The organism is Terrabacter sp. 2TAF16 (assembly GCF_052115065.1).
Lineage (GTDB): Bacteria > Actinomycetota > Actinomycetes > Actinomycetales > Dermatophilaceae > Terrabacter.
Genome location: NZ_JBFRFZ010000001.1, coordinates 288,697 through 304,527, shown reverse-complemented (window position 1 = coordinate 304,527; position 15,831 = coordinate 288,697). Strand labels below are relative to the sequence as shown.

The 15,831-nt window shown below is 71.7% G+C and carries 14 protein-coding genes; 9 read left to right on the top strand and 5 right to left on the bottom strand.

Going from position 1 to position 15,831, the window contains the following annotated elements; translation table 11 throughout:
- Nucleotides 1-146 precede the first annotated feature (146 nt).
- The 9 genes from uvrC to AB4Z14_RS01405 all read left to right on the top strand — a co-directional run bounded on the left by uvrC (nt 147) and on the right by AB4Z14_RS01405 (nt 9,240).
- On the top strand, nt 147-2,198 hold the full coding sequence (gene uvrC, locus AB4Z14_RS01445; RefSeq protein ID WP_442273594.1) for an excinuclease ABC subunit UvrC: 2,052 nt from the start codon (nt 147-149) through the stop codon (nt 2,196-2,198).
- Complete coding sequence (rapZ, locus tag AB4Z14_RS01440; protein WP_056776719.1) at nt 2,195-3,112, top strand: RNase adapter RapZ; 918 nt, start codon at nt 2,195-2,197, stop codon at nt 3,110-3,112. Before uvrC ends, rapZ begins: the two co-directional genes overlap by 4 nt.
- Nucleotides 3,109-4,095 carry a gluconeogenesis factor YvcK family protein gene (locus AB4Z14_RS01435; protein WP_442273593.1) on the top strand — a complete coding sequence of 329 codons (987 nt, stop codon included), beginning with the start codon at nt 3,109-3,111 and terminating at the stop codon, nt 4,093-4,095. The genes rapZ and AB4Z14_RS01435 overlap by 4 nt, the downstream gene beginning before the upstream one ends.
- 78 nt (nt 4,096-4,173) lie before the next feature.
- Entirely contained in the window at nt 4,174-5,154 is a 981-nt protein-coding gene (whiA, locus tag AB4Z14_RS01430) for a DNA-binding protein WhiA (protein ID WP_028785583.1), read from the top strand.
- Between the two features lie 201 nt (nt 5,155-5,355).
- On the top strand, nt 5,356-6,360 hold the full coding sequence (gene gap, locus AB4Z14_RS01425; protein ID WP_056776721.1) for a type I glyceraldehyde-3-phosphate dehydrogenase: 1,005 nt from the start codon (nt 5,356-5,358) through the stop codon (nt 6,358-6,360).
- A gap of 104 nt (nt 6,361-6,464) precedes the next feature.
- The gene (locus AB4Z14_RS01420) at nt 6,465-7,673 is read left to right on the top strand and encodes a phosphoglycerate kinase (protein WP_442273592.1); all 1,209 of its coding nucleotides are present in this window, start codon (nt 6,465-6,467) and stop codon (nt 7,671-7,673) included.
- On the top strand, nt 7,673-8,485 hold the full coding sequence (gene tpiA / locus AB4Z14_RS01415) for a triose-phosphate isomerase (protein WP_442273591.1): 813 nt from the start codon (nt 7,673-7,675) through the stop codon (nt 8,483-8,485). The genes AB4Z14_RS01420 and tpiA overlap by 1 nt, the downstream gene beginning before the upstream one ends.
- A gap of 146 nt (nt 8,486-8,631) precedes the next feature.
- Entirely contained in the window at nt 8,632-8,877 is a 246-nt protein-coding gene (gene secG / locus AB4Z14_RS01410; protein ID WP_020144105.1) for a preprotein translocase subunit SecG, read from the top strand.
- Nucleotides 8,878-8,889: 12 nt separating this feature from the next.
- Nucleotides 8,890-9,240, top strand: a complete 351-nt coding sequence (locus AB4Z14_RS01405) for an RNA polymerase-binding protein RbpA (RefSeq protein WP_081633871.1) — start codon at nt 8,890-8,892, stop codon at nt 9,238-9,240.
- A 146-nt stretch (nt 9,241-9,386) separates the two neighbouring features.
- On the opposite strand, the gene pgl is transcribed toward AB4Z14_RS01405, so the two are convergent.
- From pgl to tal, 5 genes are read right to left on the bottom strand one after another with little or no spacing between them, the layout of a single operon-like run.
- Nucleotides 9,387-10,121: a 6-phosphogluconolactonase gene (gene pgl, locus AB4Z14_RS01400; protein ID WP_442273590.1), complete on the bottom strand. Its 735-nt coding sequence runs from the start codon at nt 10,119-10,121 to the stop codon at nt 9,387-9,389.
- Nucleotides 10,118-11,545: a glucose-6-phosphate dehydrogenase assembly protein OpcA gene (opcA, locus tag AB4Z14_RS01395; RefSeq protein ID WP_442273589.1), complete on the bottom strand. Its 1,428-nt coding sequence runs from the start codon at nt 11,543-11,545 to the stop codon at nt 10,118-10,120. Before opcA ends, pgl begins: the two co-directional genes overlap by 4 nt.
- On the bottom strand, nt 11,542-13,083 hold the full coding sequence (zwf, locus tag AB4Z14_RS01390; RefSeq protein ID WP_442273588.1) for a glucose-6-phosphate dehydrogenase: 1,542 nt from the start codon (nt 13,081-13,083) through the stop codon (nt 11,542-11,544). Before zwf ends, opcA begins: the two co-directional genes overlap by 4 nt.
- Nucleotides 13,080-14,720, bottom strand: coding sequence for a glucose-6-phosphate isomerase (locus AB4Z14_RS01385; RefSeq protein ID WP_442273587.1), 1,641 nt, complete (start codon nt 14,718-14,720; stop codon nt 13,080-13,082). The genes zwf and AB4Z14_RS01385 overlap by 4 nt, the downstream gene beginning before the upstream one ends.
- The gene (tal, locus tag AB4Z14_RS01380; RefSeq protein ID WP_442273586.1) at nt 14,717-15,829 is read right to left on the bottom strand and encodes a transaldolase; all 1,113 of its coding nucleotides are present in this window, start codon (nt 15,827-15,829) and stop codon (nt 14,717-14,719) included. The genes AB4Z14_RS01385 and tal overlap by 4 nt, the downstream gene beginning before the upstream one ends.
- Nucleotides 15,830-15,831: the final 2 nt, after the last annotated feature.

Genomic DNA, 15,831 nt, shown 5'->3' with positions numbered 1-15,831 from the left:
ATGCCGCCCGGTCGGTGCCTTCTCGGCGCCCGGCCGGGCGTCGTGCGTCCGGGCCCGGCACCTTCCGGGCGGGTCACGGATCCGCCGACAGGGCATACGCGAGGACGCCCTGCAGCGGCGTCGGCGGGTCGACATAGGGTGGGAACGTGGCGGACCCGACGACCTACCGACCCAAGCCGGGAGAGATCCCGACCGACCCGGGCGTCTACCGTTTCCGCGACGCGCACGGCCGGGTCATCTACGTCGGCAAGGCCAAGTCGCTGCGCCCGCGGCTGTCGTCCTACTTCCAGGACATCACGGCCCTGCACCCGCGCACCGCGACGATGGTCACGACGGCGAGCTCGGTCGAGTGGACCGTCGTGCGCACCGAGGTCGAGGCCCTGCAGCTCGAGTACTCCTGGATCAAGGAGTTCGACCCGCGCTTCAACGTCAAGTACCGCGACGACAAGTCCTACCCCTTCCTCGCTGTGACGATGGGCGAGGAGTTCCCGCGGGCCCAGGTCATGCGCGGCGCCAAGCGCAAGGGCACCCGCTACTTCGGGCCCTACGGCCATGCCTGGGCGATCCGCGAGACCCTCGACCTGCTGCTGCGGGTCTTCCCACTGCGCACGTGCTCGTCCGGCGTGTTCAAGCGCGCGACGGCGAGCGGTCGACCGTGCCTGCTCGGCTACATCGACAAGTGCTCGGCCCCGTGCGTCGGCCGCGTCACCCCCGAGGAGCACCGGGCCATCGCCGAGGACTTCTGCGACTTCATGGGCGGCAACACGACGCGCTTCGCGAAGCGCCTCGAGACGCGCATGAAGGAAGCGGCCGCGGAGCTCGACTTCGAGCAGGCCGCCCGGCTGCGCGACGACATCGGGGCCCTGACCAAGGCGCTCGAGAAGCAGGCCGTCGTCCTCGGTGACGCCACCGACGCCGACGTCTTCGCCCTCGCCGATGACGACCTCGAGGCCGCGGTCCAGGTCTTCCACGTCCGGGGTGGACGCATCCGCGGCCAGCGGGGCTGGGTCGTCGAGAAGGAGAGCGAGGACATCCCGACCCTCGTCGAGCACCTGCTGCTGCAGGTCTACGGCGACGCCGAGCGCGACGCGATCCCGCGCGAGGTGCTCGTCCCGAGCCTGCCGGCCGACCCCGAGGCCGTCACCGAGTGGCTGTCGTCGGTGCGCGGCTCCGCGGTCAGCGTCCGCGTGCCGCAACGCGGCGACAAGCGCACCCTGAGCGAGACGGTCCGGCGCAACGCCGAGCAGTCGCTGGCCCGGCACAAGGTGGCCCGCGCCGGCGACCTGACGCTGCGCAGCAAGGCGCTGCAGGAGCTGCAGGACTACCTCGGCCTCGACGACGCACCGCTGCGCATCGAGTGCTACGACGTCAGCCACGTCCAGGGCACCAACGTCGTCGCGTCGATGGTCGTCTTCGAGGACGGACTGGCCCGCAAGAGCGAGTACCGCCGCTTCATCGTCCGGGGCGCGGCCACCGAGGACGGCGAGCCGGTCACCGTCGACGACACCGCCGCGATGCGCGAGGTGCTGACCCGCCGGTTCCGGCGCTACCTCGAGGACGCCGAGGGAGCGGGCGACCTCGACCTCTCGACGGGGGTCGTCGGCGGGGCGACCGACGGCGCGGCCGGCCCCGACGCGACGGGTCCGTCGGACGACGACGGGCCGTCCGCCTCCGGTCCGATCGACCCCGAGACCGGACGGCCTCGACGGTTCGCCTACCCACCCAGCCTCGTCGTCGTCGACGGCGGCCTGCCGCAGGTCAACGCCGCCCAGGCCGTGCTCGACGAGCTCGGCATCGAGGAGGTCGCGCTCGTCGGGCTCGCCAAGCGCCTCGAGGAGGTGTGGGTCCCGCGCGACGACCACCCGGTCATCCTGCCCCGCACGAGCGAAGGGCTCTACCTGCTCCAGCGGCTGCGCGACGAGGCCCACCGCTTCGCGATCACCTTCCACCGGCAGCGACGGTCCAAGGCGATGACGACCTCCCAGCTCGACGGCATACCCGGGCTCGGCGCGAGCCGTCAGAAGGCGCTGCTGCGCCACTTCGGTTCGGTCAAACGCCTTCGCGCGGCGGACACGACGGACATCATGGCCGTACCCGGCTTCGGCCGGTCGCTTGCGTCGGCCGTCGTCAACCACTTGGCTGAGGGAGCACCCCAGGAGCCAGCCGTGAACCTCACGACGGGAGAAGTGCTCGAATGACCGCCGACACCAGGCGCACACCGCAGACGCCCTTGGCCGATGCTCCGATCGTCATCGTCACCGGGATGAGCGGGGCCGGACGCAGCACGACCGCCAACGTCCTCGAGGACCTCGGGTGGCTCGTCGTCGACAACCTGCCACCGCAGCTGCTCACGCACCTCGCCGAGCTGCGCGACGAGGCCCGCGCCCAGCACCCCGAGGCCCACCTCCAGCAGGTCGCCGTCGTCGTCGACGTGCGCTCGCGTGGCTGGTTCGCCCAGCTCGAGGGCGCCATCGGTGCGGCCCGCGAGCGCGGCGAGCGTCCCAGCCTCGTCTTCCTCGACGCCACCGACGAGGCGCTCGTCCGCCGCTTCGAGAGCGTGCGCCGACCGCACCCGCTCCAGGGCGAGGGTCGGCTCCTCGACGGCATCCAGCGCGAGCGCGAGCTGCTCCTCGACCTGCGCTCGTCGGCTGACGTCGTCATCGACAGCTCGGGCCTCAACGTCCACCAGCTGAGCGCCAAGCTCTCCTCGCTCTTCGCGGGCGACCGGCGCGTCCAGCTGCGCATCGCGGTCATGTCGTTCGGCTTCAAGTACGGCCTGCCGCTCGACGCCGACGTCGTCTTCGACATGCGTTTCCTGCCCAACCCCTACTGGGTGCCCGAGCTGCGGGCGCTGACCGGGCGCGACACTCCCGTCAGCGAGTTCGTCATGAAGCAGGAGGGCGCCGACGAGTTCCTCGACCGCGCCGGTGACCTGCTCGACACGATGATCGACGGCTACGTCCGCGAGGGGCGCCGCTACGTCACCGTGGCCGTCGGCTGCACCGGCGGCAAGCACCGGTCCGTCGCGATCGCGGAGGCGCTGAGCGGGCGGCTCGGCGGCCGGGACCGCGTCGACACGTTCGTCGTCCACCGCGACCTGGGTCGGGAGTGACCGGGACGACTGCGGTGACGACCCAGCGACTGCCCCTCGGTTCCTCGCACCACCGGCGCATCGTCGCGCTCGGTGGTGGTCACGGCCTGGCCGCGGCGCTGACCGCGCTGCGGCTGCTCACCGACAACGTCACCGCCGTCGTCACCGTCGCCGACGACGGCGGGTCGAGCGGGCGGCTCCGCGAGGAGTTCGACGTGCTGCCCCCCGGCGACCTGCGGATGGCGCTCTCGGCGCTGTGCGACGACAGCGACTGGGGCCACACCTGGCGCGACGTGCTCCAGCACCGTTTCGCCGGCACGGGGGACCTCAAGGGCCACGCGCTCGGCAACCTCATGATCGTCTCGATCTGGGAGCTGCTCGGCGACACGGTGCAGGGGCTCGACCTCGTGGGGCGTCTGCTCGGCGCGCGGGGCCGGGTGCTGCCGATGGCGGCCGAGCCGCTCGAGATCGTGGCCGAGATCCGCGGCCACGACCCGGCCCGCCCCGATGCCACGGTCGACGTGCGCGGGCAGCACCGCGTCGCGTCGTCGCCGGGCATCGTGTCGTCGATCGGCATCGTGCCGACGTGTCCGGAGCCCTGCCACGAGGCGCTCTCCGCCGTCCGCGACGCCGACTGGGTCATGCTCGGACCCGGGTCGTGGTTCACGTCCGTCATGCCGCACCTGCTCGTGCCCGACCTCGTCGACGCGCTCGTCTCGACGCGGGCCAAGCGACTGCTCAACCTCAACCTCGAGGTGCACAAGGGGGAGACCCGCGACTTCCGGGCCGAGGACCACCTCGCCTCGTTCGCCGCCAACGCTCCCGACCTCCGGCTCGACGTCGTGCTCGCCGACCCGAGCGTCGTCCCCGACGGCGCGTCGCTGCGGGCGGCGGCCGCCGAGCTCGGGGCCGAGCTCGTCGTCGCGCCGGTGGCGGCCCGGGGCGAGCCCGGGGTGCACGACCCGCTGCGACTCGCGGCGGCGCTGCGCGACGTCATCTCCTGAGCTCGTGGCGCTGCCGTTCGCAGAGCCGGCCGGGGCTCCGGCGCGAGGGTGCTTGATCAGGGTGGCAGGATGTCGCCCATGGCCATGACAGCAAAGGTGAAGGACGAGCTCTCACGCCTCGAGGTGACCAAACCCTGCTGTCGCAAGGCCGAGGTCTCGACGATGCTCCGCTTCGCCGGCGGGCTGCACATCATCGGGGGACAGATCGTCGTCGAGGCCGAGCTCGACACCGCGAACGCCGCACGTCGCCTGCGCCGCAACATCGCCGAGGTCTACGGGCACAAGAGCGACGTGCTCGTCCTCGCCGCCGGCGGTCTGCGTCGTGGCTCCCGCTACGTCGTCCGGGTCGTCGAGGAGGGCGCCACCCTCGCCCGGCAGACCGGGCTCATCGACACGCGTGGGCGTCCCGTCCGCGGCCTGCCGCCCAAGGTGGTCAGCGCCGCGACGTGCGACTCCGAGGCCGCCTGGCGGGGCGCGTTCCTCGCGCACGGCTCGCTCACCGAGCCGGGGCGCTCGTCGGCGCTCGAGGTGACGTGCCCCGGTCCCGAGGCCGCCCTCGCCCTCGTCGGCGCCGCACGCCGCCTCGGCATCCAGGCCAAGGCCCGCGAGGTCCGCGGCGTCGACCGGGTCGTCATCCGCGACGGCGACGCCATCGGTGCGATGCTGACGCGTCTCGGGGCCCACGACGCCGTCATGGCGTGGGAGGAGCGGCGGATGCGCCGCGAGGTGCGGGCGACGGCCAACCGCCTGGCCAACTTCGACGACGCCAACCTGCGCCGCTCCGCACGGGCCGCCGTCGCTGCCGGGGCCCGGGTCGAGCGCGCCATGGAGCTGCTCGGCGAGGAGATCCCCGACCACCTGCGTGAGGCCGGGGTGCTCCGCCTCGAGCACAAGCAGGCCAGCCTCGAGGAGCTCGGCCAGCTGGCCAAGCCGCCGATGACCAAGGACGCCGTGGCCGGTCGCATCCGGCGCCTGCTCGCCATGGCCGACAAGCGGGCCGAGGAGCTCGGGGTCGCCGGCACCGACGCCAACCTCACGGCCGACATGCTCGAGAGCTGAACCGGGGCGTCCGACGCCGTCGCTCGGGTGCCCGCGCGGCGGGGGCGGCGCGTGCTGAGCGCGTGCTCACCAAGCCCTGAGACTGCCGCTTCGGCGTCGGAGGCGACGCACTAGGGTGTGGTGTGATCGAGGTCGCAACGGGGCGGCCCAAGGTCTGGCATTTTCGTCCGACACACAGTCTCACCGAAGAGGTGCACAGCAGTGACCGTTCGCGTTGGTATCAACGGCTTTGGCCGCATCGGCCGCAACTTCTTCCGCGCCATCGTGGCGTCCGGAGCCGACATCGAGGTCGTGGCCACCAACGACCTCATGGACAACAAGACCCTCGCCCACCTGCTCAAGTACGACTCGATCCTGGGCCGTTTCCCCGGTGAGGTCACCTACGACGACACGTCGATCATCGTCGACGGCAAGGCCATCCGCGTCTTCGAGGAGCGCGACCCCGCCAACATCGACTGGGCCGGCGTCGGCGCCGACATCATCGTCGAGTCCACCGGCTTCTTCACCGACGCCCAGAAGGCCAAGGCCCACATCGACGGTGGCGCCAAGAAGGTCATCATCTCGGCCCCGGCCAAGAACGAGGACATCACGATCGTGATGGGCGTCAACCACGAGCTGTACGACCCCGCCGCGCACACGGTGATCTCCAACGCCTCGTGCACGACGAACTGCCTCGCGCCGATGGCCAAGGCCCTCAACGACGAGTTCGGCATCGTCAAGGGCCTCATGACGACCATCCACGCCTACACGCAGGACCAGAACCTCCAGGACGCCCCGCACAAGGACCTCCGTCGGGCCCGCGCCGCCGCCCTCAACATCGTCCCGACCACGACCGGCGCCGCCAAGGCCGTCGCCCTCGTGCTGCCCGAGCTCAAGGGCAAGCTCGACGGCTACGCGCTCCGCGTGCCGGTGCCGACCGGCTCGGCCACCGACCTGACCTTCGAGGCCGGTCGCGAGACGACCGTCGAAGAGGTCAACGCCGCCGTCAAGGCGGCGGCCGAGGGCCCGATGAAGGGCTTCCTCGTCTACACCGAGGACGAGATCGTCTCCAAGGACATCGAGACCGACCCCGCCTCGTGCATCTTCGACGCCGGTCTCACCAAGGTCATCGGCAACCAGGTCAAGGTCGTCGGCTGGTACGACAACGAGTGGGGCTACTCCAACCGGCTCGTCGACCTCGTCGCGCTCGTCGGCTCGTCGCTCTGAGCCACTCGGCCACCGCCCCCGGCGCTCTCCCGAGCACCCCGGGCGGTGGCCGCACCCTTGTCACCCGTGCCCGCCCATTCCCAACTGACGAAGAGGCATCCCGCGTGAAGACCACCAGCGATCTCGGGGACCTGCGCGGCAAGCGCGTCCTCGTCCGGTCCGACCTCAACGTGCCGCTCGACGGCTCGACGATCACCGACGACGGCCGCATCCGCGCCTCGGCCCCGACGATCAAGGGCCTGGCCGACGCCGGCGCCCGCGTCATCGTCTGCGCCCACCTCGGCCGCCCCAAGGGCGCCCCGGAGGCCAAGTACTCCCTCGCGCCGGTCGCGCGGCGACTCAGCGAGGTGCTCGGCACCGGCGTCGTCTTCGCCGACGACACCGTGGGTGACGACGCCAAGGCCAAGGCAGCGGCGCTCGAGGACGGCCAGGTGCTGCTCCTCGAGAACCTTCGCTTCAACGCCGGCGAGACCGGCAAGACCGACGACGAGCGTGCCGGCTTCGCGGGCGAGCTCGCTTCTCTCGCCGACGTCTTCGTCTCCGACGGCTTCGGGGTCGTGCACCGCAAGCAGGCCTCCGTCTACGACGTCGCGCGCCTGCTGCCGCATGCCACGGGCGACCTCGTCTCCACCGAGGTCGACGTCCTGCGCCGCCTGACGAAGGACCCCGAGCGCCCGTATGCCGTCGTCCTCGGTGGCGCGAAGGTGTCCGACAAGCTCGGCGTCATCGGCAACCTCCTCGGCACGGCGGACCGTCTCCTCATCGGTGGCGGCATGGTCTTCACCTTCCTCGCCGCGCAGGGCCACGAGGTCGGCAAGAGCCTGCTCGAGGCTGACCAGATCGACACGGTCAAGGGCTACCTCGAGCGGGCCGCGAAGGAGGGCGTCGAGATCGTGCTTCCGGTCGACGTCGTCGCCGCCGACGCGTTCAGCGCTGACGCGGCCCACGAGGTCGTCCCGGCCGACGCCATCCCGGCCGACCGGATGGGCCTCGACATCGGGCCCGCGTCGAGCGCGCTCTTCGCCGAGAAGCTCGCCGACTGCCGCACCGTCTTCTGGAACGGCCCGATGGGCGCCTTCGAGATGCAGCCCTACGCCGCCGGCACCAAGGCGCTGGCCCAGGCGCTCGTCGAGATCACCGCCCATGGCGCCCTCACCGTCGTCGGTGGCGGCGACTCCGCCGCGGCCGTGCGCCAGCTCGGCTTCGCCGACTCCGACTTCGGCCACATCTCCACCGGCGGCGGCGCCAGCCTCGAGTACCTCGAGGGCAAGGAGCTGCCCGGACTCACCGTGCTCGAGGAGGGCGACGCCTGATGGCCAAGGACACCAAGCCGGTCGGGCGCGTCCCGCTCATGGCCGGCAACTGGAAGATGAACCTCGACCACCTCCAGGCGACGCACCTCGTGCAGAAGCTCGACTGGACGCTGCGCGACGCGAAGCACGACCACGCGGCCGTCGAGGTCGCCGTCCTGCCGCCCTTCACCGACCTGCGCTCGGTCCAGACGCTCATCGAGGGCGACAAGCTCGACCTCAGGTACGGCGCGCAGGACCTGTCGCCGCACACCTCGGGTGCCTACACCGGTGACATCTCGGGCGCCTTCCTCGCCAAGCTCGGCTGCACGTACGTCACCGTCGGGCACAGCGAGCGGCGCGAGGGCCACGGCGAGACCGACGCCGTCGTCAACGCCAAGGTCAAGGCGGCCTACGCCCACGGCCTGACGCCGATCCTCTGCTGCGGCGAGGCGCTCGACGTGCGCAACGAGGGCCGTCAGGTCGAGCACGTCGTCGCCCAGCTGCGCGAGAACCTCGACGGGGTGACCAAGGAGCAGGCGGCATCGGTCGTCATCGCCTACGAGCCCATCTGGGCCATCGGCACGGGCGAGGTCGCCACGCCCGACGACGCGCAGGAGGTCTGCGCGGCCATCCGCACGCTGCTCGCCGAGCTCTACAGCGGCGACGTCGCCGACGGCGTACGCGTCCTCTACGGCGGCAGCGTCAAGTCGGGCAACGTCGCGGCGATCATGGCCCAGGAGGACGTCGACGGCGCCCTCGTCGGTGGTGCGTCGATCGACCCGACGGAGTTCGCGTCGATCTGTCGCTACCGCGACCACGTCGGCACGGCCTGATACCTTCCCTTCGGCCGGACGGATCCCACGGGGCCGTTCGGCCGAAGGGCCCTCGGGCAGGTATCCTTACCCGAGCCCCGGAACACGCGGGGGAGTGGCCGTCCGGCCCGACGACCCCCGAGATCCCGACGATTTGGAGTGACCACGTGGATGCGGTTCGCATCGTGCTTCAGGTCCTGCTGGTGCTGTCCAGCATGGTCCTGACCCTCTTCATCCTGCTGCACAAGGGCAAGGGTGGCGGCCTGTCCGACATGTTCGGCGGGGGCATGTCCACGTCGCTCGGTGGCTCATCCGTCGCCGAGCGCAACCTCGACCGCTTCACGGTGGCCGTGGCGCTCGTCTGGGCGACGGCGATCATCGGTCTGGGCCTCCTGGCCCGTTTCGCGAGCTGAGAGAAGGAACAGATGGCCAGCGGTAACGCCATTCGTGGAAGCCGGGTCGGCGCCGGCCCGATGGGCGAGGCGGAGCGCGGCGACGCCGCCCCTCGCGTCCACATCTCCTACTGGTGCTCCAACGGGCACGAGACCCGTCCGAGCTTCGCCGAGGAGCCCGGCATGGTCCTGCCCGAGACGTGGGACTGCCCGCGCTGCGGGTTCCCGGCCGGCCAGGACAAGGACAACCCCCCGGCCCCGCCGAAGGTCGAGCCCTACAAGACGCACCTGGCCTACGTGAAGGAGCGTCGCAGCGACGCCGACGGCGCCGCCATCCTCGACGAGGCCCTGAGCACGCTGCGCGAGCGCGGCCTCATCCAGTGACCCCTCGGGTCACCGGTGGGTGACCTGACGACGAAGGGCCCGGGAGATCCTCCCGGGCCCTTCGTCGTGTCGTATGCCGTCCGGTGCCGCGCGGCCGGCCGCGTCGGTCAGTCGCGTCGGTCGGCCGCGTCGGTCGGCCGCGTCGGTCAGTCGAGGGCCGAGGCCGCGTCGGCGTCGACGAGCCACAGGGTCGCGTCCGTGCCCGCGGGTCCGGCCGCGGGGACGTCCCAGCGGTCCGCACCCGGGACGAGCGCGGCCTCGACCGCCTCGGCCTTGTCGGCTCCGGACACGAGGAACCACACCTCGTGGGAGCGCTCGAAGCACTCGAAGGTGAGGCTCACCCGGTCCGGCGGCGGCTTCGGCGAGTCGTGCACGGCGATCGCGATCGCGTCGGTCACTCGCTGGGCCGGGTGGTGCGGGAAGAGCGAGGCGACGTGACCGTCCGGGCCGACGCCGAAGAGCACGACGTCCCACGCCTTCTGGCCGTGCTCGCGGATCGTGCGGGCGTAGGCCTCGGCGCTGGCCTCGGCGCTCTCCGAGGCGTCGGGACCGGCCACCCGGTGCACCTTCGCCGGGTCGAGTCCCAGCGTGCTGAGACCCGCCTCGTCGTTCTGGGTGTCGTTGCGGTCGGGGTCACCCGCCGGCAGGTAGCGCTCGTCGCCCCACCACACGCGTACCCGTGACCAGTCGACGGCCGAGCGGCCCGGCGTCGTCAGGACGGAGGCGATGATCGCCGATCCCATGGACCCGCCGGTGAGAGCCACCTGGGCCTCGGGTTTGCGGGTCTGGGCGTCGACCAACGCGGTGACGAACCGGGCCGCGGCGGCGTCGGCCAGGGACTGCTTGTCCGGGTGGACGACGACGCGCGGCTCGGCGGTCACGAGGTCGCCGTCCCGCTCGCCGCCTTCGTGGCCGTGGTGGCCGTGGTGGCCTTGCGAGCCGTCGCCTTGCGGGTGCCCGCCGTCGTCCGCGACGCGGCCTTCGTCGTGCTCTTGGCCGCGCCCGTCTTCGACGCACCCTTCGTCGCGGCGCTCCGGGTGGCCGACGTCGCGGCCGCCTTCGTCGTCGCCCGCTTGGCGGTGGCTGGCTTGGCGGTGGCTCGCTTGGTCGGGGAGGCTGTCCTGGCTGGGGTCGTCGACTCGGTCCCGGCCGCCGTCTTCCGGTTCTTGGCGGCTTGCTTCTCGCGGGGCGTCCGCTTGCCCGCGAGCTTGCGGACGGTGGCCGCGTGCACGTCGGCGGTCTCGGCGTGCTCGGGCGCCGGGGGAGCCGTGATCATCGCGCTGGCCTCCTGCGCCGACTCGTCACGGCCGAGGCGGGCCGCAAGGCGACGCGACTCGGCGGGGTCCGGAGCCTTGCCTGCCTTGGCGGCTGCGGCGGCGGTGAGACGCACCGGCTGGAGCGCCCCGAGGCCGTGCAGCAGCGCGTCCTCGTAGGCGTCGTCCGGGTCGAGGCGACGCAGCTCGTCGGCCAGGCACTCCGGCAGCTCGCGCCGGGGCAGGCTGATCCGGCGGTCGGGCTGACCGGTCTGCGAGAGCGTCGCGACGACGTCGCCGGGACGCACCAGGTCGATGGGGCCGCTCTTGCGCTCGAGGCGGACCGAGCTGATGCCCGACCCCCGCGGGGTCGAGACCCGGTGCACGGGCACCCGGAGCCGCCGCGAGAGCCAGCCGGCGAGCAGGTCGCTCGACGGGGAGTCGGGCGCGCCGCTGACGACGGCCCCGGTGATCGGCTCGTAGGGCGGCTGGTCGAGCGCGGCGGCGAGCAGGCCACGCCAGCGGGTCAGGCGGGTCCACGCGAGGTCGGTGTCGCCCGGTGCGTAGTTCGCCGCCCGCTTCTTGAGCATGAGCCGCGGGTTGCGGTGCTCGGCGACGTCGGTGATCCGGCGCTGGGCCATCGCGCCGATGGGGTCCTTCGCGACGTCGGCCGGTGCCTCACCGGGCCACCAGGCCACGATGGGGGAGTCGGGCAGCAGGAGCGGCACGACGACGCTCGGGCCGTGGTTTGCCAGCGTACCGTAGAGCCGGAGCACGACGATCTCGCTCGCGCCGGCGTCACCGCCGAGACGGATCTGCGCGTCGAGACGGTTCTTGCCGCGGCGGTCGCCGGAGATGACGACGATGATGCGGCAGGGGTGCTGGCGGCTCGCCTGGTTGGCGACGTCGATGGCGTTGCCGGCGTCGGTGTCCTCGACGACCACGACGAGCGTCAGCACGCGGCCGAGCGCCATCGCGCCGACCTCGTTGCGCAGGCGCACCAGCGTCTTGCTGATGCCGGTGGTCGTGGTGTCGGTCAGGTCGCGGATCACGGCATCCTCCACGTACGTCCGTCGCGTTCGAGCATCTCGTCGGCCGAGGGCGGTCCCCACGTTCCCGCGGTGTACTGCTCCGGCTTGCCGGACTTGGCCCAGTGCTTCATGAGCGGGTCGAGGATCCGCCAGGACGACTCGACCTCTTCGTGCCGCGGGAAGAGCGGCGGGTCACCGAGCAGCACGTCGAGGATGAGGCGTTCGTACGCCTCTGGCGACGCCTCGGTGAACGACGAGCCGTAGCCGAAGTCCATCGTGACGTCGCGGACCTCCATCTGCGCACCGGGCACCTTGGAGCCGAAGCGGATGGTGACGCCCTCGTCGGGCTGCACGCGGATGACGATGGCGTTCTGCCCGAGCTCCTCCGTCGCGGTGTGCTCGAAGGGCAGGTGCGGCGCACGCTTGAAGACGACCGCGATCTCGGTGACGCGCTTGCCGAGACGCTTGCCGGTGCGCAGGTAGAACGGGACGCCCGCCCAGCGGCGGGTGTCGACCTCGAGAGTCACGGCGGCGAAGGTCTCGGTGACCGACGTGGGGTCGACGCCGTCCTCCTCGAGGTAGCCGACGACCTCCTCGGCGCCCTGCCAGCCACCGCCGTACTGCCCGCGAGCGGCGCCCTTGTCGAGGTCAGCAGGGAGGCGGACCGCCGAGAGCACCTTCTCCTTCTCGGCGCGAAGGTCCTTGGCGTCGAAGGAGACCGGCTCCTCCATCGCGGTGAGCGCGAGCAGCTGGAGCAGGTGGTTCTGGATGACGTCGCGCGCCGCGCCGATGCCGTCGTAGTAGCCGGCGCGGCCCGCGATGCCGATGTCCTCGGCCATCGTGATCTGCACGTGGTCGACGTAGTTGGCGTTCCACACCGGCTCGAAGAGCTGGTTGGCGAAGCGGAGGGCCAGGAGGTTCTGGACCGTCTCCTTGCCGAGGTAGTGGTCGATGCGGAAGACGGAGTCAGGTGGGAAGACGCCCTCGACGATCTCGTTGAGCTCCTGGGCGCTCTTGAGGTCGTGCCCGAAGGGCTTCTCGATGATGACGCGTCGCCAGCTGTCGCCCTCGGCCTTGGTCAGGCCGCACCGCTCGAGCTGCTCGCACACGGTCGCGAAGAAGCCCGGGGGGATCGAGAGGTAGAAGGCGTGGTTGCCACCGGTACCGCGGTCCTGGTCGAGCTCGTCGACCGTCTTGGCCAGCAGGTCGAACGCCGCCGGGTCGTCGAACGTGCCGGGCACGAAACGGAAGCCCTCGGAGAGGTTGCGCCACACGTCCTCGCTGAAGGGGGTGCGGGCGTGCTGCTTCACGGCGTCGTGGACGACCTGGCCGAAGTCCTGGGCCGCCCAGTCACGGCGGGCGAAACCGACGAGCGAGAAGCCCGGCGGCAGCAGCCCGCGGTTGGCGAGGTCGTAGATCGCCGGCATGAGCTTCTTGCGGGCCAGGTCACCGGTCACGCCGAAGAGGACGAGACCGCACGGTCCGGCGATGCGGGGGAGGCGCTTGTCCTCGGCGGTGCGCAGCGGGTTGTGCCCGTGCGAGATGCGCGCAGGACTCATGCGCGGCCTCCTGCCAGCAGCGCCTCGCGCAGCTGCGCGAGACCTGCGTCGTGGTCGGTGAGGTGCAGCTGGAGGACGGGGCGTCCGTGCTCGGCGAGGACCGCGGCGTCGCCGCCCGCCTGCGAGGCGATGAAGTCACCGAAGGTGAACTCGCGTCCGGGGATCGCGAGGTCCTCCTTGGGTGCCGTCGTGATCTGGAGGTAGACGCCCACCGCCGGGCCGCCCTTGTGGAACTGGCCGGTCGAGTGCAGGAAGCGCGGGCCCCAGCCGAACGTCGTCGGACGCTCCGTGCGACGGGCGAGCGGGACGCGGCACTCGGCGAGGTCGGCGTCGGCCAGCCGGTCGAGGTAGGCCATGACGGCGACGTAGCCGTGCTCGCGGTCGAGCTGCGCGAAGAGTGCGTCGAGGGCCGCGGGCACGGTGCGTGCGTCGCCGAGCCAGTCGCGCGACCCACCAAGCGTGCGGATCTCGATGGCGCCGTCCGTCGCGGCGGGGTCCGTGCTCGAGCCGGTTCCCTGGTCGAGCAGGGCGCGGGCGACCTTCTTGGCGCTCTCGACGTCGGGCTGGTCGAAGGGGTTGATGCCGAGCAGGCGCCCGGCGACGGCCGTGGCCACCTCCCACAGGAGCAGCTGGGCACCCAGGGCGCCGCCCACGCGTACCTCCGACGCGACGTCGCCCGACGGGGCCGCCTCGCTGTCGGCGTCCACGAGACGCGCCACGGTGACGTCGGCCGCGGGCCAGGCCACCTCGGGGTCCTCGTCCCCACCGGCGACGACCGGCAGGACGCCGGTGCCGTTCTTGCCGGTGGACTCGGCGATGAGCTGCTCGGCCCAGTCGGCGAACCCGACGATGCCGGAGCCGTCGTCGACGAGGACGAGCTTGTCACGCAGGGGGTCGGTGCCACCCATGGCGGCGCCGAGGCGCAGACCGGGGTTGGCGTCGTCGTCGGCGGCCAGCAGGTCGGCGACGGACTCGGCCTCGTCGAGGAGGGCCTCGACGTCGACGCCGGCGAGGCCGCTCGGCACGAGACCGAAGGCGGTCAGCGCCGAGTAGCGGCCACCGACGTCGGGGTCGGCGTTGACGACGCGGTAGCCCTTGGCGCGGGACTCCTTGTCGAGCGGGCTGCCCGGGTCGGTGACGATGACGATGCGCGACGCGGGGTCGATGCCGGCGTCGGTGAACGCCTGCTCGTAGGCACGGCGCTGGGAGTCGGTCTCGACCGTGGAGCCGGACTTGCTCGAGACGACGACCACGGTGTGGTCGAGGTCGTCGCCGAGGGCACGCCGGACGTAGTCGGGGTCGGACGAGTCGAGCACGACGAGCGGCTTGCCGGCCGTGGCGCAGATGACCTCCGGCGCGAGCGAGGAGCCGCCCATGCCGCAGAGCACGACGTGGGTCAGGCCCTGCTCGGCGAAGGAGTCGCGCAGCGCCGCGATCTCGCCGACGAGGGGGCGCGAGGATCGCGGGAGGCCCACCCAGGACAGGCGGACCCGCGACTCGGACTCGGCGTCAGGACCCCACAGCGTGGCGTCCCGGGCGAAGAGGCGGCTCGCGACGGAGTCGTCGACGAGGCTCGGCACGTGCCTCGCGATCGCGTCCGCCGCTGCTCCTGCTGCGCTGACGGACAGCGAGCTCATGCCGTCACCTTCTCCATCTCCGCGGTGACGCCGTCCAACAGCTCGCCCCACGCCTTCTCGAACTTGTCGACGCCCTCGGTCTCGAGCAGGTCGACGACCTCGTTGTACGAGACACCAACGCCCTCGAGGTCGTCGAGGACGTTGCCGGCCAGCTCGTAGCCGCCGGTCACCGTGTCGCCGTGGATGTCGCCGTGGTCGGCGGTCGCCTCGAGCGTCTTGCCGGGCATCGTGTTGACGACGTCGGCGGCGACGAGCTCGGTGACGTACATCGTGTCGGGGTAGGCCGGGTCCTTGACGCCGGTCGACGCCCAGAGCGGGCGCTGCACGTTGGCGCCGGCCTCGGCGAGCGAGCCCCAGCGCGGCGTCGAGAAGACCTCCTCGAAGGCCTGGTAGGCGAGGCGGGCGTTGGCGAGGCCGGCCTTGCCCTTGAGGGCGCGGGCCTCGTCGGTGCCGATGGCGTCGAGCCGCTTGTCGATCTCGGTGTCGACGCGGGAGACGAAGAACGAGGCGACCGAGTGGATCGTCGACAGGTCGTGCCCGTTGGCGTGCGCCTTCTCGAGGCCCTCGAGGTAGGCGTTCATGACGGCGCGGTAGCGCTCGAGGGAGAAGATCAGCGTCACGTTGACGCTGATGCCCTCGGCGATGGTGGCGGTGATCGCCGGGAGGCCGGCCTTCGTCGCGGGGATCTTGATGAGGACGTTGGGGCGGGCCACGTCACCGTGCATCTGCTTCGCCTGCTCGACCGTCTTGTCGGTGTCGTGCGCCAGGCGTGGGTCGACCTCGATGGAGACGCGGCCGTCGACACCCTTGGTCGACTCGTAGAGCGGCAGGAAGAGGTCGCACGCGTCGCGGACGTCCTCCGTCGTCAGCTCGTGGACGACCTCCTCGACGTCCTTGCCGGCCTTCGTCAGGGCGGCCAGGTCGTCGTTGTAGCGGTCGCCCTTCGACAGCGCCGCCTGGAAGATCGAGGGATTCGAGGTGACACCGACGACGTTGCGCTCGGTGATGAGCTCGGAGATCTTGCCGGTCTCGATGAGCTCGCGGGAGAGGTCGTCGAGCCAGATGGAGACGCCTGCTTCTGAGAGTGCCTGGGTGTTCGGGTTGGTCATGC